Genomic DNA, 24,440 nt, shown 5'->3' with positions numbered 1-24,440 from the left:
ACCTTCAGCGGAACAGCTTGCGCAGCAAGGCGAACCCGATGAGCACGGCCACCGCGATCAGCGAGTACCGGATCTTGGGTTCGTCGAGCTTCGCGCGCACGCTCTCCTTGCCGGACTCGACGAAGCGCTGGGGATTCGCCCTCGTCCCCAGCTCGTCGAGGGTCACGGCCAGCGCGTCGCGAGCCTGCTCGATCTCGCGCTGGATGGTGTCGGGATCGCGGGCCACATCTCCTCCTACCTGCTCCTTGGTCACAACCGTAGTTGAGACGCCGCCACCACGTTGACCTGACCGGCGGACAGGTGCTTCTATAACGCTGTTTCCATTCGAGTGGAGGAGCGTCATGGCCGCCATCCGGTTGTCACTCGCGTCCCGTCGGTTGGCGGGCGTGCTGTTGCTGAGCGTCGTCGGCGTCGAGTTCGGCGGTCGGTTCCTGACCACCGTGGCGCAGGGCGAGGTGCCGCTGACCGAGTTCCAGCAGTCGTTCTTCCGCGCCGGTCACGCGCACGCCGGCGTGCTGGTGATCCTCAGCCTGGTGTGCCTGCTGTTCGCCGACGCGGCGGACGTGCGCGGGCCGTGGGGCTGGGTGGCCAGGCTCGGCGTGCCGATCGCGGCGATCCTGATGCCCGCGGGTTTCTTCTTCTCCGCGATGGGCGAGGACGTGACGCGGGCGAACGGCCTGATCGCGCTGCTCTACGTCGGCGGGCTGAGCCTGGCGGCGGGCGTCGTGTCCCTCGGCATCGGGCTGCTCAAGCCTGCCGATAAGCTTGCGGCGACGGGCTCGTAGCCCAATTGGCAGAGGCACACGGTTTAGGTCCGTGCCAGTGAGAGTTCGAGTCTCTCCGAGCCCACGTCGCCGACCGGCGGCCCCCGGCGTTCCGCGTCGGGGGCCCCGCGGGGTCGCTCACGCCGTGTAGCGCAGGACTTCGAGCATCGACTGCGGGTCCACGGCGCCCGGGTCCGGTTCCTCGCAGGCGGCCAGGTCGGCGCGGATCGCGGCCAGGTCCAGGCCCGTGCCGATCAGCACGAGCTCGGTGCGCCGCGGTCCCGGCCACGCCGAGCGCTCGAACCGCAGGAACGCGCCGACGGTGTGCAGGCCGAACCGCTGCCGGTGGCCGGGCACGTCGAACCGCACGAAGCCCTTGACCCGGTACAGGCCCTTGGGTCGCGCGTCGAGGAAAGCCATGAGCCGCACGGGGTTCATCGCGCCGCCGGTGAACTCGACGCTGTCGTAGTGCACGTGGTCGTGCTCTTCTTCCAGCAGGTCCTCGAACGACAGCTGGCCGTGCTGCTCGCGTGGACGCGGGTCGAACAGCAGGGCGGGGTCGACGCGGCCGAACGTCGACTGGACCACGGGCACACCCGGCTTGAGCCGGTCGATCTCGGCCGCGAGCGCCGAGGGGTCCGTGACGCGGTCGACCTTGTTGAGCACCACCAGGTCCGCCACGCGCACGTGCCTGGCCAGGTCGTCGGGGAACTCCGCCGCGTCGACCAGCAGCACCAGGCCGCCGTAGGTCAGGCGCGGGTTCTCGCTCGCGAGCACCATCCGCGCCATGGCCTGCGGTTCGGCCAGGCCGCTCGCCTCGATGACGATGACGTCCACCAGGGAGTCGAGCTTGGCGAGCATCCCGTCGAGCTCGCTGACGTCCACCGCGCAGCACAGGCACCCGTTGCTCAGCGAGACGGTGGAGTCGACCTGACCGGCCACGCTCATCGCGTCGACGCCGATGGCGCCGAAGTCGTTGACCACCACCCCGACCCGCGTACCGCGACTGCCGCCGAGCAGGTGGTTGAGCAACGTCGTCTTGCCGGAGCCGAGGAACCCCGCCACCACTACCACCGGGATCCGCTTCACGCCGACCGATCCTAGACGTCGGTCGGTGCGCCCGAGCGTCCAACTCGTTCCGGACGTCGGACGCTCCCGGTCAGGTGGTGAGGGAGATGAAGTGGTCCATGGCGGCGTCGACGGCGGCGAGGTCGTCGGTGGCGACCAGGTCCAGGAGCAGGCCGCGGGCGACGGCGAGGCCCAGGCGGGCGCGGGCGGCGGCGACGTCGGGCGGGTGGCCGAGGGAGCGCTGGATGGCCGCGACGGGTTCCAGCCAGTCGGTGACGATGCCGTCCAGCAGCGCGGTGGTGCCGGGACGGCCCTGGACGGCCTGGGCGTACAGCTCGAAGAACAGGCGCTCGTGCGCGCGCAGGGACGGGTCGGTGAGCGCGCGCCAGAAGGCGCGGGCGGCTTCGGCCGGGTCGTCGGTCGGCAGGGCGGCCAGGACGGCGCGCTGCCTGGCCTCGACCGCGCGCACGACCTCGACCAGCAGGCCCTCCATCGAGCCGAAGTGGTACAGGAGCATCCGGTGGCTCGTGCCGACCGCCTCGGCCAGCCGGCGCAGGCTCACCTCGCCCAGGCCGTGCTCGGCCAGGTGGTCGACCACGGCGGTGAGCAGGCGTTCGCGGGGCGCCCCTTGTTCCGGCATGTACCAGATGGTACATGTACCGCATGGTACAGAGAGTGGACGTCCACGTGCGCAGCGAAGCCCCGCCGGAACGGGTTTACCGCCTGGCCGCGGACAGCGCGACGTGGCCCGAGTGGTCGCCCGTGGTGCGGTACGAGCGGGAACGCGCGGGTGACGCGAATGGCGTCGGCGAAGTGCGGGTATTCCACAACAAAGGCCGCAAGGCGCTCACGAGGGAGGAGGTCGTCGAACTGACGCCGAACCGGCGGGTGGGCTACATCCTGCTGTCGGGTCTCGCCATTCGCGACTACCAGGCGTTCATCGACCTCGTGCCGGACGGCGACGGGACGGCGATCCGCTGGCACTCGTCGTTCGAGCCGAAGACGCCGGGGACGGGGTGGCTCTACCGCTTGGTGCTCCAGGCCGTGATCGCGCGGTACGCCCGAGGGCTCGCCGCGCACGCCGCCGCCGGGAACTGAGGTTTTCCACACCCCGGTGTGCGGTCCGCTTCATGGTGACGGCGTCGGCGCGTTCGTAACTTGGGATCATGGATGTCGTCACGTGGGTCACCGACCTGATGGAATCGCTCGGCGCGCCCGGCGCCGGGATCGCGATCGCGCTGGAGAACCTCTTCCCACCGCTGCCGAGCGAGCTGTTCCTGCCGCTGGCGGGCTTCACCGCGAGCCAGGGCAAGATGAACCTGTTCGCCGCGATCCTGTGGACCACCACCGGGTCGGTCGCCGGCGCGCTCGCGCTGTACTACCTCGGCGCGCTGCTGGGCCGTGACCGGATCAGGGCCGTCGCGCAACGGCTGCCGCTGGTCAAGGTGTCCGATGTGGACCGGACCGAGGAGTGGTTCGCCCGGCACGGCAAGGCGACGGTGTTCTTCGGCCGCATGGTGCCGATCTTCCGCAGCCTCATCTCCATCCCGGCGGGCGTGGAGCGCATGCCGCTGCCCGGCTTCCTGCTGCTGACCGCGGCGGGCAGCCTGATCTGGAACACCGCGCTCATCCTCGCCGGGTACGTGCTGGGCGCGAACTACCACCTCGTCGACCAGTACCTGGGCGTCGTGACGAAGGTCGTGGTCGGGCTGGTCGTGCTGGCCGTCGCCTGGTTCGTCGTGTCCCGCCTGACCCAGAAGAAGGCTCAGGCCCGCAAGTAGCGCAGGATCGCCAGCACGCGCCGGCTGTAGCCGTCCACATCGGACAGGCCGAGCTTGTCGAAGATCGAGTTGATGTGCTTCTCCACCGCGCTGCGCGACACGTGCAGCCGGGACGCGATCGCGTTGTTCGTGTGCCCCTCGGCCATGTGCGCCAGCACCTGGCGCTCCCGCTCGGTCAGCGCGTCCAGCGGGTGGGTCGTGCGGGCCAGCAGCCGGCGCACCACCTCCGGGTCGAACGCCACGTCACCCGCGCCGACCCGGCGCAGCGCGTCCAGGAACTCCTCCACCTGGACCACCCGGTCCTTGAGCAGGTAACCGACGCCGTCGGCGTGCTCGGTGAGCAGGTCGACGGCGTAGCGCTGCTCGACGTACTGCGACAGCACCAGCACGCCGACGCCCGGGAACCGCCGGCGGATCTCCAACGCGGCCTTCAGGCCCTCGTCGGAGTTCGTCGGCGGCATCCGCACGTCGGTCACCACCACGTCCGGCAGGTGCGCCGCCACCGCGCTGATCAGCGCTTCCGCGTCACCGACGGCCGCGAGCACGTCGTGGCCCTCCTCGACCAGCAGTCGCACCAGGCCCTCGCGCAGCAGCGTCGAGTCCTCCGCCAGGATCACCCGCACGGCACGTCCGCGGTGATCACCGTGGGACCGCCGACCGGGCTGGTCACGTCGAACGCGCCGTCCAGCGCGAGCACCCGCCGGGACAGGCCGGCCAGCCCGCCGCCGGCCGGGTCCGCTCCCCCGACGCCGTCGTCCACGACCCGCACCCGCACCGCGCCCGCCTCCTCGGTGATGTCCACGCCGATCATGGTCGCACCCGAGTGCTTGGCCGCGTTCGTCACCGCCTCGCAGACCACGAAGTACACCGCGGTCTCCACCGACGGCGCCGCGACCAGGGGCGCGCACCGGATCCGCACCGGGATCGCGGACCGGTCCGCCACCGCCTCCAGCGCCTCGGCCAGGCCCAACGAGTCCAGCGCCGCCGGGTACACCCGCCAGGCCACCTCGCGCAGGTCCTCCAGGACGTGCCGGGACTCCTCGTGCGCCTGCGCGAGCAGGTCGTCGGCGTGGTCGGGGTTGCGGCGGGCGCGGCCGAGCAGCATGCCCAGCGCGACCAACCGCTGCTGCACGCCGTCGTGCAGGTCGCGCTCGATGCGCCTGCGCTCGGCGTCGACGGCCGCCACGATGCCCGCCCGGCTCGCGGCCAGCTCGTCGATGCGCAGGCGCAGCAGCTCGGCCTCGCTCGGGCCGAGCCAGCGCCGGGCGACCTTCCCCTCCAGCGCGACCACGCCGATGATGCCCTGCACCTCGATGTAGAGCAGGACCAGGCCGATCAGCCCCGTCCACAGGAAGGCGGTCCAGTCGTCGGAGCGGTCCAGGCCGCTCTCCGGACCGCCCGCGAACAGCCGGTACAGCACGATGACGCCCATCGCCAGGCCGTAGAACAGCCAGGCCAGCACGAACCCGCCGAACAGGCCGATGGGCGCGCGCACGGCCAGGTAGCGCACCGCCTGCTCCCGCGTCGGCTCCGCGCTGTCGATGCCGAGGAACGACCGCAGCCGCCGTCGTTCGAGCCCGGCGACCGAGACGGCCGCGTTCCGGGCGAACGCCACGACGACCAGGTCCACCAGCGCCGTGCCGAAGCCGAGCAACAGTCCGGCAACGGCGCGCAACCCCCTGTGCACCTGATCGAGGCTAGTCGACCCGATTGTGCTATTGGCGATCGCACATCCTCTGCAGAGGATCTGTAGCGTGGGCACAATCGCGGTCATCGGCGCAGGTCAAGCGGGTTTGGTGTTATCGGCGGCGCTCCTGCGCGCCGGATGGCGGGTCACCCTCTACTCCGACCGGACGGCCGAGGAGCACCTCGACGACCGCGGCCGGCCGACCGCCTGCCTGTTCGGCGACCAGGTCGAGTACGAGGCTGAGCTGGGCCTCGACTTCTGGCCCGAGGCCTCCCGGATGCGCCGCATCCACCTGGACCTGTTCACGGAGGACCGCTCGCTCGCGTTCTCGGTCGACGCGCCGCTGCGCAAGCCCGCGCTGGCCGTCGACCAGCGGTTGAAGTTCTCCGCCGGCCTGGCGGAGCTCGAGTCGCGCGGCGCGTCCGTGGTGATCGACACGGTCGACGTGGACGACCTGGACCGGCTGGCCGCGTCACACGACCTGGTGGTCGTCACGGCCGGGCACAAGTCGCTGACCGGCCTGTTCGAGCGCGACCCGGTCCGGTCGGTGCACTCGGAGCCGCAGCGCAGCCTGTTCATGGTCAACATCCACGGCTACGAGCTGGAGGCGCGGCCCGAGCACCGGGAGGGCGTGTTCTCGTTCCTGCCGGGCACGCTGGAGGTGTTCTGGATCCCGTTCCACGACAAGGACGTCGGCGAGTCGCGGAGCATCGTGGTGGAGGCGGCGCCGGGCGGCCGCGCGGACCGCTTCGGCCGCGTGACCTCGGCCGACGAGGGCCTGTCCGTGCTCAAGGACGTGGTGGACGACCTGTTCCCGCACGAGTCGGCGTTCCTGCGGCCCGCCCGCCCGACCAGCCCGGTGACCTGGATCAAGGGCCAGATCGTGCCGGTGGTGCGCAAGCCGGTCGCCGTGCTGCCGTCCGGGCGGCACGTGCTCGGCCTCGGCGACGCCGTCGTGCTCAACGACCCGCTGGCCGGGCAGGGCGCGAACAACGCCACCCGGATGGCCCGGTTCTTCGCCGAGGAGCTGACCGCGCACGGCGGGCCGTTCACCCCGTCGTGGCTGACCGAGAGGTTCGACGAGTGGTGGGAGCGCGGCTGCTACACCAGCGACTTCTCCAATGGGCTGCTCGCGCCGCTCAACGACGAGCAGAAGACCGTGATGCTCGCCGCCTCACGCCGGGAGGACATCGGCGAGCAGCTGTGGGAGGGGTTCAACGACCCGTCGTCGTTGTTCCCGTGGTTCTTCGACGCGGCGGCCACCCGGGAGTTCCTGGCCCGGCGCAACGTGCGCCGGCTGGACGTGCTGCGGTACAAGCTGGGCGTCGGGGTGAACCTGCTGGGGCAGAAGGCGTCGAGGCTGCTCAAGCGGCCTGTCGGCGGGACAGCGACGCCTTGATCTCCTTCGCCGCCGCACGGCCCGCCCGGGTGGCGCCGACCGTGCTGGCCGACGGGCCGTAGCCGACGAGGTGCACGCGCGGGTCGGCGACGACCCTCGTGCCGTCGAGGCGGATGCCGCCGCCGGGTCCGCGCAGGCGCAGCGGGGCGAGGTGGTCGAGGGCGGCGCGGAACCCGGTCGCCCACAGGATGGCGTCCACCCGCTCGTGCGTGCCGTCGGGCCAGACCACGCCGTCCTCGGTGATCCGGTCGAACACCGGCCGCCGGGCCAGCACTCCGGTCTCCAGGGCCTCGCGGACGGCCGGGGTGAGGTTGAGGCCGGTCACGCCGACCACGCTGCGGGGCGGCAGGCCGCGGCGGACGCGGTCCTCCACCTTGGCGACCACGGCCCGGCCCAGCTCCGGCGTGAACGGCTCGTCGAAGAACTCCGGCTCGCGGCGCGTGGCCCAGGTCGTGCGGGCGGCGTGCCGGTCGATCTCCAGCAACTGCTGCACCGCCGACGTGCCGCCGCCGACCACGACCACGTGCTGCCCGGCGAACTCCTCCGGCCCCCGGTACTGCGAGGAGTGCAGCTGACGGCCCCGGAACAGCTCCTGGCCGGGGTAGCGGGGCCAGAACGGGCGAGTCCACGTGCCGGTGGCGTTGACCAGCGCCTCGGCCTCCCAGACACCGCTGTCGGTCTCGACGCGCAGCAGGCCGTCGTGGTCGCGGACGGCGTGCACGCGCACCGGCCGCCGCACCTCGATGCCGTTGCGGCGCTCGAAGTCGGCGAAGTAGGCGGGCAGCACCTCGTTGGCGGGCGCGGTCGGGTCCGGCTCGGCGAACGGCATGCCCGGCAGGTCGTGGATGCCGTGCACGGTCGCCATCCGCAACGTGGGCCAGCGGTGCCGCCACGCGCCACCAGGGCCCGCGTCCGCGTCCAGCACGACGTGGTCGAGGTTCGCGCGCTTGAGGAAGTAGGCCGCCGACAACCCGGCCTGACCTGCACCGATGACCACCACGTCCATACCGGGGTCAACGCCGGCGCCGGGTCCGGCGCTTCCCGGTGTCGCGACCGTCACACCAGGAAGGCATTCGAGGTCTTCGGCGTTGGTCGAAGGCATGACCCGACTCCGCGACGTGCCCCTGTCCGCCCTCGACCTCGCCGCGGTCACCACGGCGACGGACGCGCGCACGGCGCTCAGGCACACGCGTGAGCTGGCCCAGCACGTCGAACGCCTCGGCTTCACCCGGTTCTGGCTCGCCGAGCACCACAACATGCCCGGCATCGCCAGCTCCTCGCCCGCGATCCTCATCGGCCACGTGGCCGACGCCACCACCACCCTGCGGGTCGGCTCCGGCGGCGTGATGCTGCCCAACCACCCGCCGCTGGTCGTGGCCGAGCAGTTCGGCACGCTGTCGGCCCTGCACCCCGGCCGCATCGACCTCGGCATCGGCCGCGCGCCCGGCACCGACCAGCGCACGGCGCAGGCGTTGCGCCGCACCACCGGCCCGCTGTCGGTGGACGACTTCCCGCAGCAGCTCAGCGAGCTGACCGGCTACTTCAACGGCACCGAAGAGCTCAACGCGATGCCCGCCGAGGGCAACAAGCCGGACGTGTTCCTGCTCGGGTCGAGCGGGTACAGCGCGCAGGTCGCGGGCCTGCTCGGGCTGCCGTTCGCGTTCGCGCACCACTTCAGCGCGGAGAACACGCTGCCCGCGCTGGCCCTGTACCGCGAGCGGTTCCGGCCCTCCGAGCGGCTGTCGGAGCCCTACGCGCTGGTCTGCGCCTCGGTGATCGTGGCCGACACCGACGAGCACGCGCAGCGGATCGCGGGCCCCGGCGCGCTCGCGTTCGTCAAGCTGCGCAGCGGGCGGCCCGGTCCCCTGGCCACCGACCAGGAGGCCGCCGACTACCCGTACACCGACGTCGAGCGGCTGATCTTCGAGGACCGGATCGCGTCCCAGGTCATCGGTTCGCCGCGGACGGTCGAGGCGGGGCTCGAACGGCTGTTGGAGGACACCCGGGCGGATGAGCTGATGGTGACGACGATGGTCGCCGAGCAGTCGGACCGGCTGAGGTCTTACGGACTACTGGCGGAGCTGGCGGGACGTTCGACCGTCCAGGGTTCGTCCGAACGGGTGAAGACCGACGTAGAGGTGTAGCGGTACGGCCACGGGGGGCGATGATCGTAGTGGAGCGCGCACGCCCCCCGACGCGCTCCCCAACTTCCGGGCGCTCCCCGCGCCCGATCGCTCGGCCGCCGCCGACCCGCGTGGTCGCCGCCAGGTGTGGCGCCGCCCACGCGGGCAGCCGTGCGTCATCACGGCTTGGCCACAGGCCGGCACCAGGTGCGAATCAAGGCCCCGGTTCGGTCACCGGGCAACCCCCGACACCGTCATGGTGGTGGCAGTCGCAGTCAAGCCCACCGCCGGGGCGGGAAGGGGAGGTTCGTGAAGTTCGCCAGACTGGCCGTCGGCGTGTGCCTAGGCCTGGCAATGGCGGGATGTGCGGACCCCTCCGACATTTCCACGCCCCCCGGTCCGTCCGCGGTGGCCGAGCAGCGCGGTGACGAGCCGTCGTCGGCCTCGTTCACGGCGTTCGGCGCGCAGCGGGTCTGGGGCAACGGCATGGCGGTCACCGTGTCGCCGCCCAGGTCGCTGAGACCGAGCGAGACGTCGTTCCCGCAGTCCCCGCGCACCGCGGTGTTCACGCTGACCGTGGTCAACGGCACCAAGACCGCCTACCGCACCAGCCAGCTGTCCGTGCGCGCGTTGGTCGACGGTCACCCGGTCGCCGAGGTGCGCGACTCCGTGCAGGGGCTCAACGGCGTCGGCGCCGGGGTCAACGAGGTGGCGCCCGGTGCGGAGACCGTGCTGACGATGGCGTTCGCCGTGCCCGCCGACCCGGTGCGGTTGCAGCTCGTGGTCGAGCCGAACGGCGCCAACCAGGACCCGAGCGCGACGTTCGAGGGCGTCGCCTGACCTTGTAGCGTCTGGGGCCATGACCGAGCAGAAGCGCCTGTCACCGGGCGACCAGGCCCCGGCGTTCACGCTGCCCGACAGCGAGGGCAAGCCCGTCTCGCTTTCCGACTACGCCGGCCGCTCCGTGGTCGTCTACTTCTACCCGGCCGCGGGCACGCCGGGCTGCACCAAGCAGGCGTGCGACTTCCGCGACAGCATCGGCGACCTCGCGTCGTCGGGCTACGAGGTCGTCGGCATCTCGCCGGACAAGCCGGAGAAGCTGGCCAAGTTCGCCGCCGCGGAGGGCCTGAACTTCCCGCTGCTGTCCGACGTCGACCGCAAGGTGCTGGCCGAGTGGGGCGCGTTCGGGGAGAAGCAGAACTACGGCCGGACAGTCATGGGCGTGATCCGCTCGACGTTCCTGGTCGGCCCCGAGGGGAAGATCGAGAAGGCCATGTACAACGTGCGCGCGACCGGGCACGTGGCCAAGCTGCTGCGCGAACTGCCCGCCTGATCACCCGTACGACCGATTGCCGGGTGCCCTCCCCTGCTCGAACCTGTCGGTTCGGAGCACGGGGAGGGCACCATCGCCATTCTGGAGGCGGCGGCCGGCAAGATCGGTGAGGCCGTCGCGCAGCACGCGGCGAAGGCCTGGCTGTCACGTCGACGGGCGTCGCGCGACCGCACGGCGTCGTTGGCCTCGCTGGCCGCCGAGGAGCTCTCGTCGATCCGCGGGCGTGACCGCTTGGATCACCTGATCGCGGGAATCGGCCACCAGGTGGGTGACCAGCTCGAACCGCTGCTGGCGGCGAAGTTCGCGTCGTTGCCGCCCGGTGAGGTGACGGCGGCGTTGGACGCCGTGGTCGACGCGTTGGGCGAGCTGGACCTGTCCGACGAGGCGCTGCTGGCCGCCGACGCCGACCCCGAGCTGCTGGCCCGGCGGGTGCGGGCGACGCTCGTGCGCGACGCCGGGCTGTCCGAGCAGGCGACCCGGTTGTACGAGGTCGCGCTGGACCAGGCGTGCCGCTACCTGGTGCAGGTGATCCGGCACCTGCCGGCGTTCCAGCCGCGGGCGCTGGCCGAGGTGCTGGCCCGTGCCTCGCAGCAGGCCGCGTTGCTGGAGGACGTGCTGTCCCGGCTGCCGCGCACCAGCCTGCACGCGCCGACCGGCGTGGACACCGACGAGGAGTTCCGCGACGAGTACCTGCGCTACGTCGGCAACGCCCTGGACCGGCTGGAGCTGCTCGGTCTGACCATGCGCCACCGGCCGAAGCTCGCGTTGAGCGTCGCCTACCTGAGCCTGAGCGTCACCGACCAGGACCAGCGCGGCTCGCGCTTCGAGTTCGACCGCTGGTTCGGCGCCGACGTCGACCGCAGGCACGGCTCGCTGCGGGTCGAGGCGGCCATCGGCAACGCCGACCGCACGTTGGTGCGCGGTGAGGCCGGGTCGGGCAAGACGACCCTGCTGGACTGGCTGGCCGTGACGGCGGCGCGGGAGGCGTTCACCGACCGGTTGGCGTCGTGGAACGGCCTGGTGCCGCTGGTGGTGCGGCTGCGCCGGTACGCGGACACGCCGCTGCCGCGGCCCGAGCAGTTCCTGGACCACGCGGCAGGGTGGCTGGCCGGGCTCATGCCCACCGGGTGGGTGCACCGCGTGCTGCGGTCCGGGCACGGGTTGGTGCTGGTCGACGGGGTGGACGAGGTGCCGGCGGGTCGGCGTCGGCTGGTGCGGGAGTGGCTGCGGGAGCTGGTGACGGCGTTCCCCTCGGCACGGGTGGTGGTGACGTCCCGGCCGGCGGCGGCGGATCAGCGGTGGCTGCACGACGAGGGTTTCGGCTCGGTGTTGCTGGAGCAGCTGAGCCCGGCCGACGTGCGGGTGTTCCTCCAGCGCTGGCACGGGGCCGCGCGGGACGCCGAGTCGTTGCCCTGTGCGCCGGAGGACCTGCCGGTGGCGGAGCGGCGGTTGTTGCGGCAGTTGGACAACCGGCCGCACCTGCGCGCGCTGGCCGCGTCGCCGTTGTTGTGCGCGATGTTGTGCGCGTTGAACCTGGGGCGGACCTCGGAGCTGCCGCAGAGCCGGATGGAGCTGTACCAGGCGGCGTTGACCATGCTGCTGGACTTGAGGGACGCGGAACGTCAGATCGCCGGGATGTTGAGCGGGACCGAGAAGACCGTGCTGCTGCGGGACTTGGCGTGGCGGCTGATCCAGGCGGGCAGGTCCGAGCTGCCGCTGGATCGGGCGGTCTCCTTCGTGTCCATGAAGCTGCCTTCGATGCCCACGGTGGATTCCTCGGCGGACGTCGTGCTGGCGCACCTGCTGGAGCGGAGCGGGGTGCTGCGCGAGCCGGTGCCGGGCCGGGTCGACTTCGTGCACCGGACGTTCCAGGAGTACCTGGCGGCGAGCGAGGCCACCGAGCAGGAGCACATCGAGACGCTGGCCGGTAACGCCCACTTGGACACCTGGCGCGAGACCGTGGTGATGGCGTGCGGTCACGGGAAGCGCTCGCAGACCCGGGCCCTGCTGACCGCCATCCTGGACCGTGCGGATGCGGAACCCCGCCACGCCCGGCGGTTGCGGCTCTTGGCGGCGGCGTGCCTGGAGACGGTCACCGACGTGGACGCCGAGGTGCACCAACGGATCGACCGGGTCATCCGCGACTACTTGGTGCCGCCCCGGAGCGTCCGGGAGACCCGTTCCCTGGCGTCCATCGGCCACCGGGTGCTGCGCTACCTGCCAGACACCCTGGAGGGCCTCTCCGAAGCCGCTGCCGCCGCCACCACTCGCGCCGTGGCCCTGACGGGCGGCGCGGACGCGATCCCCCTGCTCGCCCGCTACGCGGGGGACAGCAGGTGGGCGGTGCAGGGAGAACTCGTCAAGGCCTGGGAATACTTCGACCCGGAGCGGTACGCGCACGAGGTGCTCGCCGATGCCCGTCTGCAGAACGGCTACATCTGGGTGACCGTCCCACGCCTGCTGAAACACCTGGACCTACTCCGGAAACTCACGTCGGCCGGTGTGTCGTTGGACGGCGCGGCGCACACCGATTTCAGTGTCGTCCAGGGAGTTCCGCGCCTGCGGTTCCTCTCGCTGCCGGTCACCGGTGAAGTCGATTTCGTCCCGCTCGTAGAGCACTCCGAACTCCGCCAGGTCTTCATCCAGGGTTCCTTCAGGCACATCAACCTCAAGGTGCTCGAACAACTGCCGAAGCTCAGGAGCCTCGCGTTGAACAGCCCGGTCGAAGTCGAAGCGCTGGCGCACCTGGCCGGGCTCAGCTTCCTCAGCGTCGTGCTGCCGGACCCAGGGACGAGCCTGGCGCACTTACGCCAGCTGCGCGGATTGCGCGTGTTCAGCCTGCGGTGGGGCACGGCCCCCGAGGTGGCCGACGGCATCGAGGAACACCTACCCGAACTGGAGACCCTCGAACTGCTCGGCGTGGTCGCGCACCGTTGCGCCGTGGCGACCGGTCTTCAGCGGCTCAGGAGACTGACCTTGAGCGCCGCGAAATCCGGGCCGCTCGACCTCGGGCCGCTCCAAGGGCTGAACATCGAGCTCAAGCTCGACCACCAGGACGAGCACATCGGTTTGGACGTGCTCGGCCCCGGCGTGAGGGTTAGCTACTTCAACTGAGCCAGCTGCCGCAGGTGTGGGAGCAGGAGGCGCAGGGCGCGGCCCCGGTGGGAGATTTCGTCCTTCTGGTCCGGGGTCAGCTCGGCCGACGTCACCTCGTGGCCCTCCGGGCGGAAGATCGGGTCGTAGCCGAAGCCGTTCTCGCCGGCCGGTTCGCGGGTGATCGTGCCCCGCCACTCGCCGCGCACGACGGTCTCGACGCCGTCGCCCGCCACGAACGCCGCCGTGCACACGAAGGCCGCTCCCCTGCGCTCGTCCGGGACGTCGCGCAGTTGGCCGAGCACCAGGTCCAGGTTGGCCTGGTCGTCGCCGTGCCGGCCGGACCAGCGGGCGGACAGGACGCCCGGCATGCCGTTCAACGCGTCGATCGCGATGCCGGAGTCGTCCGCGACCGAGGGGAGGCCGGTGGCGTCGAACGCGTCACGGGCCTTGGCCAGGGCGTTGCCCTCGAAGGTCGGATCGGTCTCCGGCGCCTCCGGGAACTCCGGCACGTCGTCCAGACCGACGACCTCGATCCCCGCCAGCCCTTCGGCCAGCAGGATGCGGCGCAGTTCGCCGAGCTTCTTCTTGTTCCGCGAGGCCAGGAGCAGCTTCACTTCTTCTTCGCCTTCGGCTCGGGCAGGACGCCGGGGTAGGGCAGGGCCAGCGCCTCGGCCTGGATGCGGTTCAGCTCGGCGCAGCCGGCCAGGGCCAGGTCGAGCATCTTGTCCAACGTCGACCGCGCGAAGGTCGCGCCCTCGCCGGTGCCCTGCACCTCGATCAACGTGCCGGCGTCCGTGGCGACGACGTTCATGTCGACCTCGGCGCGCGAGTCCTCTTCGTACGGCAGGTCCAGGCGCACGCGGCCGTCCACGACGCCGACCGACACCGCCGACACCGCGCACGAGAGCGGCTGGGGGTCGGCCAGGCGGCCGGCGGCGCCCAGCCAGGTGACGGCGTCGGACAGGGCCACGTACGCGCCGGTGATGGCGGCGGTGCGGGTGCCGCCGTCGGCCTGGATCACGTCGCAGTCGATCACGATCGTGTTCTCGCCGAGCGCGGCCAGGTCGATGCACGCCCGCAGAGATCGCCCGATCAGGCGGCTGATCTCGTGCGTGCGTCCCCCGATCCGCCCCTTCACCGACTCACGGTCGCTGCGCGTGTGCGTGGCGGAGGGCAGCATCGCGTATTCGGCGGTCACCCAGCCGAGACCCGAGCCGGACCGCCACCGCGGCACGCCCTCGGTCACGCTGGCCGCGCACAACACCCGCGTGTTGCCGAACTCGATCAGCACCGACCCGGCGGGCCACTGCTGGAAGCCGCGGGTGATCCGGATGTCGCGCAGTACGTCGTCGTTCCTGCCATCGGTCCTCAGCACGGCACTACCCTATGTCGCTGAACCCGGGAGCAACCCACCGGCGTAGGGAGAGACATGGCACTCGCAGACGACCTGGTGACGATCTTCGGTCTCCCCGCGCACCCGCTGCTGGTCCACGCGGTGGTGGTGCTGCTCCCGTCGGCCGCGCTGGGCGCCGCCGCGCTGGCCGTGGTGCCCCGGTGGCGGCAGCGGTTCGCGTGGCCCCTGCTGGGCGTGACGCTGGTGGCGGTCGGCTCGGTGCCGCTGGCGCAGTGGGCGGGCGAGCAGCTGATCGCGAAGATGCAGGCGGCGGGTTTCCAGGACCCGGCGGCCCAGCGGCACGCCGACCTCGGCAACGACCTGCTGCCGTTCGCGCTGGGCTTCGGCGTGGTCGTGGTGGCCCTGCTCGTCGCCGGCCGCCTGGCCGACCGCGAACGCGCGGCCGCGGTCGAGGACTCGGCCGTGCCGAAGACCTGGCGCCGGATCTCGACGGTCGTCGCCGTCCTGGTCATCGCCGCCGGCGCCGCCACGATCGTCCAGACCGTCCGCATCGGCCACAGCGGCACCAACGCCGTCTACGACTACGTGAGCACCATCTGACCCCGCGAGCGTCCTACGCCCGGCTCACAGGTCCGGAACGCAGGACGCTCGCGGGTCAGGCGGGCAGCGTCAGCGGGGTCGGCGGGGCGGCCTTCAACGTGCGGGTGACGGTGCACAGCTGGTCGATCGCGCGGAGGACGGCGGTCTCCAGGGCGGCGCGCTGGTCGGCGTCCAGCTGGGAGATGTCGTAGTCGAGCGCGACCGGCACGCTGGTCAGCGAGTGCCCGTCCGCCGAGCGCACGTCGTCCGCGCGCGCCACCAGGTCGCCGTCCACGCGGCGGGTCACGAGCGTCTCCGCCGTCACCACCGCGCAGCCCGCCGCCGCCGCGAGCAGCAGCTCCACCGGCGTGAACGCGCCCTCGGCGCCCTTGCGGCCGACGCGCACCGACGCGCCCCGGTCGTTCGTGGCCACGAAGTCGTGCTGACCGACCCGACGCACCTCGACGTTCGACACCCCATCGACGTTAGTCGATCCGATCCTCCGTGGCTGCCGCGATCTTGCGGACGTAGCCGATGTCACCGCAGTCGTCGTCCAACCGGCTCTGCCGGACCTCCGTGAACAGCCGGCCGAGCTCGTCGCGCCGCTCGTCGGACACCTCCTGCCGCGCGTCGTTGAGGATCGTCCGCTCCTCCTCGTCCACGTGGTGGTTGAGCGCCTGGACCAGCTCCTCCAGCTTGTCCTCCCACTCCTCGGAGCCGGTGTCCTCGACCTCCATCAGCGCCAGCAACGCCTGGTGGCCCTCGGCGTGCTCCTCCGCGCCGTGGTCGACCTCGGCGTTGTCGACTTCCTTGTACCGCTTGAGGGCCGGGTACACCTTGGACTCCTCGGCCTCCGCGTGCGCCACCAGCAGCGCCGCCAACTCGCCGAGCACCGCCGAGCGGTCGGTGTTCCGGTCGCGCAGCGCCCGGAACAGCTCCTCGAACTTGCGGTGGTCGGCCAGGATCAGCTCGACGACATCAGTTGCCATGGCCGCCGATTACCCGCACCTCCGACCGGTCAACCGCGTAGGTGTCGCCTTGGTTGACCACGTCGACCGGCCCGGCGAAGCGGCTGCGCGCCTCGGCCAGCACGGCGTCGCGATCGGTCCACGGCGCGATGTGCGTGAGCAGCAGCCGCCCGACACCGGCGTCCGCCGCCACCTCACCCGCCTGCACCCCGGACAGGTGCGTGCCGGGCGGCCGGTCGTCGGAGTGCGTCCACGTCGCCTCGGACAGCAGCACGTCCACGTCGCGCGCCAAGCCGCGTAACGCCTCGCACGGCCCCGTGTCACCGGTGTAGGCCAACGTCGCCGTCTTGGTGGCGATGCGGAACCCGTAGGTCTCGGTCGGGTGGTCCACCCGGACGGCCGTGATCTCGAACGGCCCGATGCGGGTCACCGCGCCGTCGGCGACGGTGTGGAACTCGAACACGTCGCCCAGGTCCGTGGTGAGCAGTTCGTCGGCCGTCTCCGCGTACGCGCGGGCGAACCGGTCGGCGGCCTCGGCGGGCCCGTGCACGGGCAGCCGTCGTTCTCGCGTGTCGTACGGCGGGTGGGTGTGGTAGCGGCGTATGACGGCGAGGGTGGTGAAGTCGGCGCAGTGGTCCGGGTGCAGGTGGGAGAACAGCAGGGCGTCCAACGAGAACGCGTCGTGACGCGTCTGCAGCGACGCCAGGACCCCGCTGCCCAGTTCGATCGCGAGTCGGCAGCCCTCCGCCTCGACGAGGTAGCCGGATGCGGGCCCGTGCGGTCCCGGCAGGCTGCCCGAGCAGCCGAGGATGGTCAACAGCACCCGTGGAGCGTGCCAGGTCAGCCGTGGGCGTGGAAGGTCGCCTTTTCCAACCCGGGCAGGAATCGGCGTGCCAGCCTGGCGAACGGCTCGACCGGACCGGTGCAGCTGAACCGCTGGTCGGGGTCGCCGTCGCGGAACAGGTCGCGCTCCGTGAGCACCCGCACGACGTCCTTCACGGTCTCCTCGGCGCTGGAGACGAGCGTCACGCCGTCGCCCATCACGATCTGCAGCACACCGGTCAGCAGCGGGTAGTGCGTGCAGCCGAGGACGAGCGTGTCGACCTCGGCCCGCTGCAGCGGTTCCAGGTAGGCCTGGGCCAGGCCCAGCACCTGGCGGCCGGAGGTGGTGCCGCGCTCCACGAAGTCCACGAACCGGGGGCACGCGACCGCGGTGACCTCGATGTCCCGTGCGGCGGCGAACGCGTCCTGGTACGCGCCGGACGCGACCGTGCCCGCCGTGCCGATGACGCCGACCCGGCCCGTGCGGGTGGTGGCGGCCGCCCGGCGCACGGCGGGCAGCACGACCTCGACCACCGGGATGTCGTACCGCTCGCGCGCGTCGCGCAGGCAGGCCGCGGACGCCGTGTTGCAGGCGATGACCAGCAGCTTCGCGCCGTCGGCGACCAGCCGGTCCATCACTTCGAGGGCGTACTTGCGCGCCTCGGCGATGGGCAGCGGGCCGTACGGGCAGTTGACCGTGTCGCCGACGTAGCGGATCCGCTCGCCCGGCAACTGGTCCATGATCGCCCGTGCGACGGTCAGCCCGCCGACGCCGGAGTCGAAGATCGCGATGGGCGAATCGGCGGTGACGGTCACGCGTCGAGCGTAGTCCGGGCGCTCTTCCTGGCATCCCGGGCGACGCCCCACGCCGCCAGGACGCCGCCGAGCGCGCCGAACAGGTGGCCTTCCCAGGAGATGCCCGGCTGGCCCGGCAGCACGCCCCACAGCGCCGCGCCGTAGACCGCGAAGACGACCACGGCCAGCAGGATCTGCAGCGGGCTGCGCGCGAAGATGCCGCGCACCAGCAGGAACACCAGGAAGCCGAAGACGAGGCCGGACGCGCCGATGTGGCTGCCGTAGGAGCCGAAGATCCACACACCGAGGCCGCTGGTCAGCCAGATGACCGCGGTGACCTGGAAGAACTGCTTGATCCCGGCGGAGGTGGCCAGGTAGGACAGCACGAGCAGCGGCACCGCGTTGCCGGTCAGGTGGGTCCAGTCGCCGTGCAGCAGCGGGAACCACAGGATGTTGTCCCACTCGCTGAAATCACGCGGGATCACGCCGTCGTCGTCGAGCCGGCCGCCGAGCACGGTGTCGATCGCCTCGACGACGTAGAGCAGGCCGACGAAGCCGAGCACGACCACGGCCGACAGCACGGGCCTCGGCGGCACGACGCGCTTGGCCAAGGGCTTGGCCTGCTTGGCCTGCTTGGGCGCGGCGACCACCGGGTCGGGCGTCGGCGGGGTGAAGGGGCCGGTGGGATCCACGTCACCAGGCTACGCGTGGATCCGGTGGTTCAGCCGGACTTCCGCCCAGCGTGACTTCTCCGTCTTTCGCCCATAAGCGACCGGTGCGTGACCGTAGGCTGTGCCGGTGTCGATCGATGTGGCGGTGCGGGCCGAAGCGGAACTGGGTGAGGCCCCCACGTGGGACCACGCCAGCGGAACGCTGCTCTGGGTGGACGTCCTCGGCAGCGAGGTGCACCGGTACAACCCCTCGCGCGACGACGACGCCGTCCTCGAAGTGCCGCAGCACGTGGGCGCGGCCAAGCCACGGACCCGCGGCGGCCTGGTGCTGAACCTGCGCGACGGCGTGGCGCTGATCGACCGGGACGGCGTCAAGACGTGGCTCGTCTACTGGGCCCGCGACGGCGTGCGGGGCAACGACGCGGCGATCGACCCGGCGGGCCGGCTGTGGGCGGGCACGATGCGGTACGACGAGGACCCCGGCGGCTGGCTGGCCCGCGTGGAGCCGAGCGGCGACGCGAAGGTCGTGCTGGACAAGGTGAGCGTCAGCAACGGCATCGGATGGAGCCCCGACGCCGCGCTCATGTACTACATCGACTCGGCGGAGCGGCGGATCGACGTCCTCGACTACGACCGCGAGACCGGTGAGGCGACCAACCGCCGTCCGCTGGTCGACGTGCCGCGCGGGCTGCCCGACGGCCTCACCGTGGACGCGTCCGGCGCGATCTGGGTCGCGCTGTGGGGCGGTGCGGCGTTGCACCGGTACACGCCGGACGGCGTGCTGGACCGGGAGGTCGAGCTGCCGGTCGGCCAGCCGACGGCGTGCGCGTTCGGCGGCGCGGACTTCACCGACCTGTACGTGACGACCGCGCGCGTCGGGTTGAGCGGTGACGCGTTGAGCGAGCTGGCCGGTTCGGTCCTGGTGCTGCCGGGCGTCGGCGAGGGCCTGCCGTCGACCGCGTTCGCGGGCTAGCTCGGTGACCGGCGGCTAGAGGGTGTAGGTGGCGCCCGGCGCGGCCAGCTCGACCGGGCCCGGGAACGCCTCCGCCGCGTCGCTCAGCACGCCGTCGTGGTCCGACCACGGCAGGACGTGGGTCAGGACCAGGCGGTCGACGCCGGCGGCCTTGGCCACCTCGCCCGCCTCCTGCCCGCTCATGTGCAGGTAGTCGGCGCGGCCCGCCTGCTCGCGCCACGCCGAGTCGGCCAGCAGCAGGTCGGCGCCCTCGGCCAGCCGCACCAACTCCGGGCACGGCACCGTGTCGCCGGAGAACACCAGCGACGCGCCGCCGTAGGTGATGCGGAACCCGTAGGCCTCGCAGATGTGGCGCATGGCGGCCACCTCGACCTCCACCGGGCCGATGGCGTACCGGCCGGGCGCGAGCGGGACGAAGTCGAAGGTCTCGGCCAGGTCCGTCGTCGCCAGCGAGGCCCGGTCGGCGGCGTGCGCGTTGGCCAGGCGGGACGGCGCGTGCGACGGCGCGAACACCGGCAACCGGCGTTCGGTGACGTCGTAGGGCGGCTCCGGGTGCTCGCGCCGGTGCACGGCGAGCGAGCCGAAGTCGGCGCAGTGGTCGAGGTGCAGGTGCGACAGCAGCACGGCGTCGAGCTCGAACGGGTCGCAGAGCCGCGTGAGCGGGCCGAACACCCCGCTGCCGAGCTCCATCACGATCCGCACGCCGCCCGCCTCCACCAGGTACCCGGAGGTCGGCAGATCGGGTCCCGGCGCGCTGCCCGCACACCCGAGCACCGTCAATTGCATGGGCTAAACGATAGCAGGACCGAGGACGGCAAAAATGCGGAAGCACCGTGGGTGCCGGCCATTGTATTCGACCGCCGCACAGGTTCACTCGAATGCATCAACCGAGGTCGGGAGCCTGTACGGGCCTGCGGCTTTCCGAAGCGCATTCGGTAACGCGGCAATTCCGCGAGGACGGCCGGTCCCTGTTTCGACATTACCTGGGGACGTCACTCGGAAGATTAGGACCCACCACGGCGCCACCGGTCGAAAGTTTCCGGGCGCAGCCGGCGCGACCGGACGGGCGCACCGGTCGTTGCCGCAGCTCATCACGCCATTTGAGACTCGCAACATTCACGAAACTCATTGTCCGCGACCAGTCCGCGACACATAGTGACGACAACTCACGCCGTGATCCTCAAGGAGGAGGGAATGGTCATGAGGACCCTTCTGGCCGTGGTGCTGCTGGTGATCGCGCCACTGCTGTCCGCGAACACCGCGGGTGCCGCGCCCGCCCCGGAAGCGGGGCCGGTCGCGCTCGCCTGCAACGGGTACGTCGCGCTGACCTACGACGACGGTCCGAACGCGCAGTTCACCCGTCCCTTGTTGAGCGCGCTGCGCTCGGCGGGCGCGCGGGCCACGTTCTTCGACCTCGGCTCACGCGTGCAGCAGCAGCCGCAACTGACGCGCGAGACCGCGCAGGCGGGCATGTGGGTCGGCAACCACTCGTGGTCGCACCCGTACCTGACGAACCTGAGCGCCGCCGCCGTGGCCAAGGAGCTCGGCGACACCCAGAACGCGATCCGCAACGCCACCGGCCAGACGCCGACGCTGTTCCGCCCGCCCTACGGCGCGACGAACTCCACCGTGCAGACCGAGGCGCGCAAGCTCGGCCTGACCCAGGTCATCTGGTCGGTCGACACGCAGGACTGGAACGGCGCGTCCACCGACGCCATCGTGCGCGCCGCGACCAGCGCGAACGCAGGCGGCATCGTGCTCATGCACGCGAGCTACCAGAACACGGTCAACGCGGTGCCGCGCATCGTCCAGGGCCTGGCGGCCAAGAACCTCTGCCCCGGCCGCATCGACGGCGCCGGACGGGTGGTGGCCCCGTGAAGGTCCTCGGCGCGATCGTGAGCTCCCTGGCCGTCGCCGCGGCCTTCGTGCTGGCCCTCGTCGCCGCACCGCAGGCGTCGGCCGCCACGCTGACCGAGGTCACCGGCTTCGGCGCCAACCCCAGCAACCTGCGCATGCACCTGTACGTGCCGGACCGCACCCAGGCCCGGCCGGGCGTGCTGCTGGCCGTGCACTACTGCACGGGCACCGGCCCGGCGTTCCACTCGGGCACGGACTTCGCCCGGCTGGCCGACCAGTACGGCTTCATCGTGATCTACCCGTCGGCGACGCGAAGCGGGCAGTGCTTCGACGTGTCGAGCCCGCAGGCGCTGCGGCGCGACGGCGGCAGCGACCCGGTCGGCCTGATGTCGATGGTCCGGTACGTGCTCCAGCGCTACAACGGGGACACGGGCCGCGTGTTCGTCACCGGCGTCTCGTCCGGCGCCATGACCACGAACGTCATGCTGGGCAACTACCCGGACGTGTTCGCCGCGGGCGCCGCGTTCGCGGGCGTGCCCGCCACCTGCTTCGCCACCACCGACGGTTCGGGCTGGAACAGCGCCTGCGCCAACGGCCAGGTGCTGCGCACGCCGCAGGAGTGGGGCAACCTCGCCCGCGGCATGCACCCCGGCTACAGCGGCGCCCGGCCGCGCGTGCAGCTCTGGCACGGCACCGCGGACGACACGCTGCGGTACCCGAACTTCGGCGAGACGATCGACCAGTGGACCAACGTCCACGGCCTGTCCACCACGCCGACCTCCAGCGACAGCCCGCAGTCCGGGTGGACGCGCACCCGTTACGGCGACAAGGTCGAGGCCATCTCCATGCAGGGCACCGGCCACAACCTGATGGGCGCGGGCATGGCGTTGCGCGCCATCCAGTTCTTCGGGCTGGACAAGCCCGGCGACACCACCACGACCACGACGTCCACGACGACGTCGACCACCACCACGACCACAACCACGACGACCACGACCACCCCGCCGCCCGGCGGCTGCAAGGTCACCTACGGCGTCAACAGCTGGAACACCGGCCTGACCGCGAGCATCACCATCGCCAACACGTCCACCAACGCGATCAACGGCTGGCAGCTCGCGTTCACCCTGCCCGGCGGGCAGACCATCACCAGCGGGTGGAACGCCACCTACTCCCCCACCAGCGGCGCCGTCACCGCGCGCAACGCGTCCTACAACGGCGCGCTCGCCGCGGGCGCGTCCGTCGGCATCGGGTTCCAGGCCACCCACAACGGCAACACGGACAAGCCGAGCTCGTTCACGCTCAACGGCGTCGCGTGCGCGATCGGCTGAGACGAGAAGGGCCCCGCACATGCCCGCGGGGCCCTTCTCCCTTCTCGGGCCTCAGGCCCAGAGGTGACCGTCGAGCCGTTCCGCGGCCTCGTCCAACGTCCCCGCGTACGCGCCGGTGGACAGGTACTTCCACCCCGCGTCCGCGACGACGAACGCCACGTCCGCCGACTCACCACGCGCCGCCGCCTTCTCCGCCGCGGCCAGCGCCGCGTGCAGGATCGCGCCGGTGGAGATGCCCGCGAAGATGCCCTCCACCTCCAGCAGCTGCCGGGTGCGGCGCAGCGCGTCGTACGAGCCGACCGAGTAGCGACCGGTCAGCACCTCGGCGTCGTACAGCTCGGGCACGAAGCCCTCGTCGAGGTTGCGCAGCCCGTACACCAGCTCGCCGTACCGCGGCTCGGCCGCGATGACCTGCACGTCCGGCTTGTGCTCGCGCAGGTAGCGGCCGACGCCGACCAGCGTGCCGGTGGTGCCCAGGCCCGCGACGAAGTGCGTGATCGTCGGCAGGTCCTTCAGCAGCTCCGGCCCGGTGCCGTGGTAGTGCGCGCCGGGGTTCGCCGGGTTGCCGTACTGGTAGAGCATCACCCAGTCCGGGTTCTGCGCGGAGAGCTCCTTCGCCAGCGCCACGGCCTGGTTCGAGCCGCCCGCCGCAGGCGAGAACACGATCCGCGCGCCGTAGGCCTGCAGCAGCTGCTTGCGCTCGGTGGACGTGTTCTCCGGCATCACGCACACCAGGCCGTAGCCCTTGAGCTTGGCGGCCATGGCGAGGGCGATGCCGGTGTTGCCCGACGTCGGCTCGAGGATCGTGCAGCCCGGCGTGAGCACCCCGTTCCGCTCGGCCTCCTCGATCATCATCAGGACCGGGCGGTCCTTGATCGAGCCGGTCGGGTTGCGGTCCTCCAGCTTCGCCCACAGCCGCACGTCCTTCGACGGCGACAGCCGGGGCAGCCCCACCAGGGGCGTGCCGCCGACGGTGTCGAGCAGTGACTCGTACCGGGCCACGATCGCTTCCTCCGCAGTGGGTCCTTCCGGGGTGGGGTCAGCCGCCCGCGACGGCCGGGAGGATCGTCACGGTGTCGCCGTCCTTGACCGCGGCGCCGAGGCCGCCCGCGAACCGCACGTCCTCGTCGTTGACGTAGACGTTGACGAACCGGTGGAGCGCGCCTTCCTTGACCAGGCGCTGCTTCAGGCCACCGTGGTTGGTCTCCAGGTCGTCGATGACCTCCGCGAGCGTCGCGCCCGCGGCCTCGACGGACTTCTGCCCACCGGTGTGGGTGCGCAGGATCGTGGGGATGGAGACGGTGACGGCCATGCTGGAACCTCCGAGGAGCCGGGTTTGGTGAGGTGGTGCCACGTGTGGTGCGCGGGCGCACCTGGAGGGCTCAGGGACAGTCGGGCGTGTCGTCGGCGCCGGTGTGGGCGAACATGTACGACTCCACGACCTCGACCGGCTCTTCGGTCACCACGCCGTCCACGATCCGGTAGGAGCGCAGCTCGTGCTGCTCCGGGTCACGGGTGGAGATGAGCACGTAGTGCGCCTGGGGCTCGCTCGCGTAGGAGACGTCCGTGCGGGACGGGTACGCCTCGGTCGCGGTGTGCGAGTGGTAGACGACGATCGTTTCCTCGTCGTTGGCGCTCATCTCGCGGTGGACGCGCAGCTGCTCCATCGAGTCGAAGCGGTAGAACGTCGGCGAGCGCTCGGCGTTGTCCATCGCGATGAACCGCTCCGGGCGGTCGGAGCCCTCCGGGCCCGCGATGATCCCGCATGCCTCGTCCGGGTGGTCGCGACGGGCATGCGCCACCATCGCGTCCACGAGGTCACGGCGAATCACCAGCACCCCA

At 71.6% G+C, this 24,440-nt stretch carries 29 protein-coding genes and 1 tRNA gene; 13 read left to right on the top strand and 17 right to left on the bottom strand.

From position 1 onward, the window contains the following. Positions 1-4: 4 nt before the first annotated feature. Positions 5-226 (bottom strand): DUF3618 domain-containing protein, encoded by a 222-nt coding sequence (locus AB0I91_RS15055; RefSeq protein ID WP_230566031.1) that lies wholly within the window; start codon positions 224-226, stop codon positions 5-7. 115 nt (positions 227-341) lie between these two features. Here AB0I91_RS15055 and AB0I91_RS15050 point away from each other — a divergent pair, with 115 nt between their 5' ends. After that, complete coding sequence (locus AB0I91_RS15050; protein ID WP_498780012.1) at positions 342-785, top strand: hypothetical protein; 444 nt, start codon at positions 342-344, stop codon at positions 783-785. After that, a tRNA-Leu gene (locus AB0I91_RS15045) sits at positions 776-849 on the top strand. The genes AB0I91_RS15050 and AB0I91_RS15045 overlap by 10 nt, the downstream gene beginning before the upstream one ends. A 53-nt stretch (positions 850-902) precedes the next feature. On the opposite strand, the gene AB0I91_RS15040 is transcribed toward AB0I91_RS15045, so the two are convergent. Both AB0I91_RS15040 and AB0I91_RS15035 read right to left on the bottom strand, forming a co-directional pair. Then, entirely contained in the window at positions 903-1,853 is a 951-nt protein-coding gene (locus AB0I91_RS15040; RefSeq protein WP_498780011.1) for a CobW family GTP-binding protein, read from the bottom strand. Positions 1,854-1,923: 70 nt separating this feature from the next. After that, on the bottom strand, positions 1,924-2,472 hold the full coding sequence (locus AB0I91_RS15035; protein ID WP_498780010.1) for a TetR/AcrR family transcriptional regulator: 549 nt from the start codon (positions 2,470-2,472) through the stop codon (positions 1,924-1,926). Positions 2,473-2,495: 23 nt separating this feature from the next. Here AB0I91_RS15035 and AB0I91_RS15030 point away from each other — a divergent pair, with 23 nt between their 5' ends. Together AB0I91_RS15030 and AB0I91_RS15025 are read left to right on the top strand one after the other, a co-directional pair. Beyond that, positions 2,496-2,930, top strand: a complete 435-nt coding sequence (locus AB0I91_RS15030; RefSeq protein ID WP_499637181.1) for an SRPBCC family protein — start codon at positions 2,496-2,498, stop codon at positions 2,928-2,930. A 68-nt stretch (positions 2,931-2,998) separates the two neighbouring features. Further along, positions 2,999-3,613, top strand: coding sequence for a DedA family protein (locus AB0I91_RS15025; protein WP_499637179.1), 615 nt, complete (start codon positions 2,999-3,001; stop codon positions 3,611-3,613). Here the strand turns inward: AB0I91_RS15025 and AB0I91_RS15020 are convergent. Then, positions 3,598-4,236: a response regulator transcription factor gene (locus AB0I91_RS15020; RefSeq protein ID WP_498780007.1), complete on the bottom strand. Its 639-nt coding sequence runs from the start codon at positions 4,234-4,236 to the stop codon at positions 3,598-3,600. The two genes, AB0I91_RS15025 and AB0I91_RS15020, sit on opposite strands and share 16 nt — an antisense overlap. Continuing rightward, positions 4,227-5,300 carry a sensor histidine kinase gene (locus AB0I91_RS15015; protein WP_498780005.1) on the bottom strand — a complete coding sequence of 358 codons (1,074 nt, stop codon included), beginning with the start codon at positions 5,298-5,300 and terminating at the stop codon, positions 4,227-4,229. Before AB0I91_RS15015 ends, AB0I91_RS15020 begins: the two co-directional genes overlap by 10 nt. A gap of 67 nt (positions 5,301-5,367) precedes the next feature. Here AB0I91_RS15015 and AB0I91_RS15010 point away from each other — a divergent pair, with 67 nt between their 5' ends. Beyond that, positions 5,368-6,699, top strand: a complete 1,332-nt coding sequence (locus AB0I91_RS15010) for a styrene monooxygenase/indole monooxygenase family protein (protein ID WP_498780004.1) — start codon at positions 5,368-5,370, stop codon at positions 6,697-6,699. Here AB0I91_RS15010 and AB0I91_RS15005 read toward each other — a convergent pair. Further along, the gene (locus AB0I91_RS15005) at positions 6,665-7,705 is read right to left on the bottom strand and encodes an FAD-dependent oxidoreductase (RefSeq protein ID WP_498780003.1); all 1,041 of its coding nucleotides are present in this window, start codon (positions 7,703-7,705) and stop codon (positions 6,665-6,667) included. The two genes, AB0I91_RS15010 and AB0I91_RS15005, sit on opposite strands and share 35 nt — an antisense overlap. Positions 7,706-7,799: 94 nt before the next feature. Between AB0I91_RS15005 and AB0I91_RS15000 the strand changes: the two genes are divergently transcribed. The 4 genes from AB0I91_RS15000 to AB0I91_RS14985 all read left to right on the top strand — a co-directional run bounded on the left by AB0I91_RS15000 (position 7,800) and on the right by AB0I91_RS14985 (position 13,269). Next, a complete protein-coding gene (locus AB0I91_RS15000) occupies positions 7,800-8,843 on the top strand; it encodes an LLM class flavin-dependent oxidoreductase (protein ID WP_498780002.1) in 1,044 nt (347 codons plus the stop codon). Between the two features lie 288 nt (positions 8,844-9,131). Beyond that, positions 9,132-9,662, top strand: coding sequence for a hypothetical protein (locus AB0I91_RS14995; RefSeq protein WP_498780000.1), 531 nt, complete (start codon positions 9,132-9,134; stop codon positions 9,660-9,662). Between the two features lie 19 nt (positions 9,663-9,681). Further along, entirely contained in the window at positions 9,682-10,155 is a 474-nt protein-coding gene (gene bcp, locus AB0I91_RS14990) for a thioredoxin-dependent thiol peroxidase (RefSeq protein WP_498779999.1), read from the top strand. A 33-nt stretch (positions 10,156-10,188) separates the two neighbouring features. Next, entirely contained in the window at positions 10,189-13,269 is a 3,081-nt protein-coding gene (locus tag AB0I91_RS14985) for an NACHT domain-containing protein (protein WP_499637264.1), read from the top strand. On the opposite strand, the gene rdgB is transcribed toward AB0I91_RS14985, so the two are convergent. Further along, positions 13,257-13,865: an RdgB/HAM1 family non-canonical purine NTP pyrophosphatase gene (gene rdgB, locus AB0I91_RS14980; protein WP_498779997.1), complete on the bottom strand. Its 609-nt coding sequence runs from the start codon at positions 13,863-13,865 to the stop codon at positions 13,257-13,259. The two genes, AB0I91_RS14985 and rdgB, sit on opposite strands and share 13 nt — an antisense overlap. Next, the gene (rph, locus tag AB0I91_RS14975; protein ID WP_499637176.1) at positions 13,862-14,626 is read right to left on the bottom strand and encodes a ribonuclease PH; all 765 of its coding nucleotides are present in this window, start codon (positions 14,624-14,626) and stop codon (positions 13,862-13,864) included. The genes rdgB and rph overlap by 4 nt, the downstream gene beginning before the upstream one ends. A 54-nt stretch (positions 14,627-14,680) precedes the next feature. Here rph and AB0I91_RS14970 point away from each other — a divergent pair, with 54 nt between their 5' ends. Further along, complete coding sequence (locus AB0I91_RS14970; RefSeq protein WP_498779995.1) at positions 14,681-15,205, top strand: DUF2231 domain-containing protein; 525 nt, start codon at positions 14,681-14,683, stop codon at positions 15,203-15,205. 55 nt (positions 15,206-15,260) lie between these two features. On the opposite strand, the gene AB0I91_RS14965 is transcribed toward AB0I91_RS14970, so the two are convergent. Genes AB0I91_RS14965 through AB0I91_RS14945 form a run of 5 tightly spaced genes read right to left on the bottom strand, consistent with a single transcriptional unit; the run spans position 15,261 to position 18,461 of the window. Next, complete coding sequence (locus tag AB0I91_RS14965) at positions 15,261-15,659, bottom strand: OsmC family protein (RefSeq protein ID WP_498779994.1); 399 nt, start codon at positions 15,657-15,659, stop codon at positions 15,261-15,263. Positions 15,660-15,669: 10 nt separating this feature from the next. Then, complete coding sequence (locus AB0I91_RS14960; protein WP_498779992.1) at positions 15,670-16,173, bottom strand: hemerythrin domain-containing protein; 504 nt, start codon at positions 16,171-16,173, stop codon at positions 15,670-15,672. After that, positions 16,163-16,975, bottom strand: coding sequence for an MBL fold metallo-hydrolase (locus tag AB0I91_RS14955; protein WP_498779990.1), 813 nt, complete (start codon positions 16,973-16,975; stop codon positions 16,163-16,165). The genes AB0I91_RS14960 and AB0I91_RS14955 overlap by 11 nt, the downstream gene beginning before the upstream one ends. A gap of 17 nt (positions 16,976-16,992) precedes the next feature. Then, a complete protein-coding gene (gene murI / locus AB0I91_RS14950; protein WP_499611952.1) occupies positions 16,993-17,790 on the bottom strand; it encodes a glutamate racemase in 798 nt (265 codons plus the stop codon). Next, entirely contained in the window at positions 17,787-18,461 is a 675-nt protein-coding gene (locus tag AB0I91_RS14945) for a rhomboid family intramembrane serine protease (RefSeq protein WP_499611951.1), read from the bottom strand. The genes murI and AB0I91_RS14945 overlap by 4 nt, the downstream gene beginning before the upstream one ends. Positions 18,462-18,567: 106 nt before the next feature. Here AB0I91_RS14945 and AB0I91_RS14940 point away from each other — a divergent pair, with 106 nt between their 5' ends. Then, on the top strand, positions 18,568-19,413 hold the full coding sequence (locus AB0I91_RS14940; RefSeq protein ID WP_498779985.1) for an SMP-30/gluconolactonase/LRE family protein: 846 nt from the start codon (positions 18,568-18,570) through the stop codon (positions 19,411-19,413). 15 nt (positions 19,414-19,428) lie between these two features. Here AB0I91_RS14940 and AB0I91_RS14935 read toward each other — a convergent pair whose 3' ends face one another. Then, on the bottom strand, positions 19,429-20,199 hold the full coding sequence (locus tag AB0I91_RS14935; RefSeq protein ID WP_498779983.1) for an MBL fold metallo-hydrolase: 771 nt from the start codon (positions 20,197-20,199) through the stop codon (positions 19,429-19,431). A gap of 414 nt (positions 20,200-20,613) precedes the next feature. Between AB0I91_RS14935 and AB0I91_RS14930 the strand changes: the two genes are divergently transcribed. Beyond that, positions 20,614-21,291, top strand: a complete 678-nt coding sequence (locus AB0I91_RS14930; protein ID WP_499611947.1) for a polysaccharide deacetylase family protein — start codon at positions 20,614-20,616, stop codon at positions 21,289-21,291. Beyond that, a complete protein-coding gene (locus tag AB0I91_RS14925) occupies positions 21,288-22,598 on the top strand; it encodes an extracellular catalytic domain type 1 short-chain-length polyhydroxyalkanoate depolymerase (RefSeq protein WP_499637173.1) in 1,311 nt (436 codons plus the stop codon). The genes AB0I91_RS14930 and AB0I91_RS14925 overlap by 4 nt, the downstream gene beginning before the upstream one ends. Before the next feature lie 51 nt (positions 22,599-22,649). Here the strand turns inward: AB0I91_RS14925 and AB0I91_RS14920 are convergent, their stop codons facing one another. The 3 genes from AB0I91_RS14920 to AB0I91_RS14910 form a co-directional block, all read right to left on the bottom strand. Then, complete coding sequence (locus tag AB0I91_RS14920) at positions 22,650-23,600, bottom strand: PLP-dependent cysteine synthase family protein (protein WP_498779978.1); 951 nt, start codon at positions 23,598-23,600, stop codon at positions 22,650-22,652. Positions 23,601-23,637: 37 nt separating this feature from the next. Further along, positions 23,638-23,910, bottom strand: coding sequence for a MoaD/ThiS family protein (locus AB0I91_RS14915; protein ID WP_230566056.1), 273 nt, complete (start codon positions 23,908-23,910; stop codon positions 23,638-23,640). Between the two features lie 70 nt (positions 23,911-23,980). After that, complete coding sequence (locus AB0I91_RS14910) at positions 23,981-24,436, bottom strand: M67 family metallopeptidase (protein ID WP_367131722.1); 456 nt, start codon at positions 24,434-24,436, stop codon at positions 23,981-23,983. Positions 24,437-24,440: the final 4 nt, after the last annotated feature.

It is taken from the genome of Actinosynnema sp. NPDC049800 (genome assembly GCF_040656635.1).
Classification (GTDB): Bacteria; Actinomycetota; Actinomycetes; order Mycobacteriales; family Pseudonocardiaceae; genus Actinosynnema.
This window is presented reverse-complemented; position numbering and strand designations above follow the sequence as displayed.

Coding starts and splice junctions, on each gene's coding strand:
- AB0I91_RS15050 (WP_498780012.1), top strand. CDS start 342: ATGGCCGCCATCCGGTTGTCACTCGCGTCCCGTCGGTTGGCGGGCGTG.
- AB0I91_RS15035 (WP_498780010.1), bottom strand. CDS start 2,472: ATGCCGGAACAAGGGGCGCCCCGCGAACGCCTGCTCACCGCCGTGGTC.
- AB0I91_RS15030 (WP_499637181.1), top strand. CDS start 2,496: ATGGTACAGAGAGTGGACGTCCACGTGCGCAGCGAAGCCCCGCCGGAA.
- AB0I91_RS15025 (WP_499637179.1), top strand. CDS start 2,999: ATGGATGTCGTCACGTGGGTCACCGACCTGATGGAATCGCTCGGCGCG.
- AB0I91_RS15005 (WP_498780003.1), bottom strand. CDS start 7,705: ATGGACGTGGTGGTCATCGGTGCAGGTCAGGCCGGGTTGTCGGCGGCC.
- AB0I91_RS15000 (WP_498780002.1), top strand. CDS start 7,800: ATGACCCGACTCCGCGACGTGCCCCTGTCCGCCCTCGACCTCGCCGCG.
- bcp (WP_498779999.1), top strand. CDS start 9,682: ATGACCGAGCAGAAGCGCCTGTCACCGGGCGACCAGGCCCCGGCGTTC.
- AB0I91_RS14970 (WP_498779995.1), top strand. CDS start 14,681: ATGGCACTCGCAGACGACCTGGTGACGATCTTCGGTCTCCCCGCGCAC.
- AB0I91_RS14960 (WP_498779992.1), bottom strand. CDS start 16,173: ATGGCAACTGATGTCGTCGAGCTGATCCTGGCCGACCACCGCAAGTTC.
- AB0I91_RS14935 (WP_498779983.1), bottom strand. CDS start 20,199: ATGCAATTGACGGTGCTCGGGTGTGCGGGCAGCGCGCCGGGACCCGAT.
- AB0I91_RS14930 (WP_499611947.1), top strand. CDS start 20,614: ATGAGGACCCTTCTGGCCGTGGTGCTGCTGGTGATCGCGCCACTGCTG.
- AB0I91_RS14915 (WP_230566056.1), bottom strand. CDS start 23,910: ATGGCCGTCACCGTCTCCATCCCCACGATCCTGCGCACCCACACCGGT.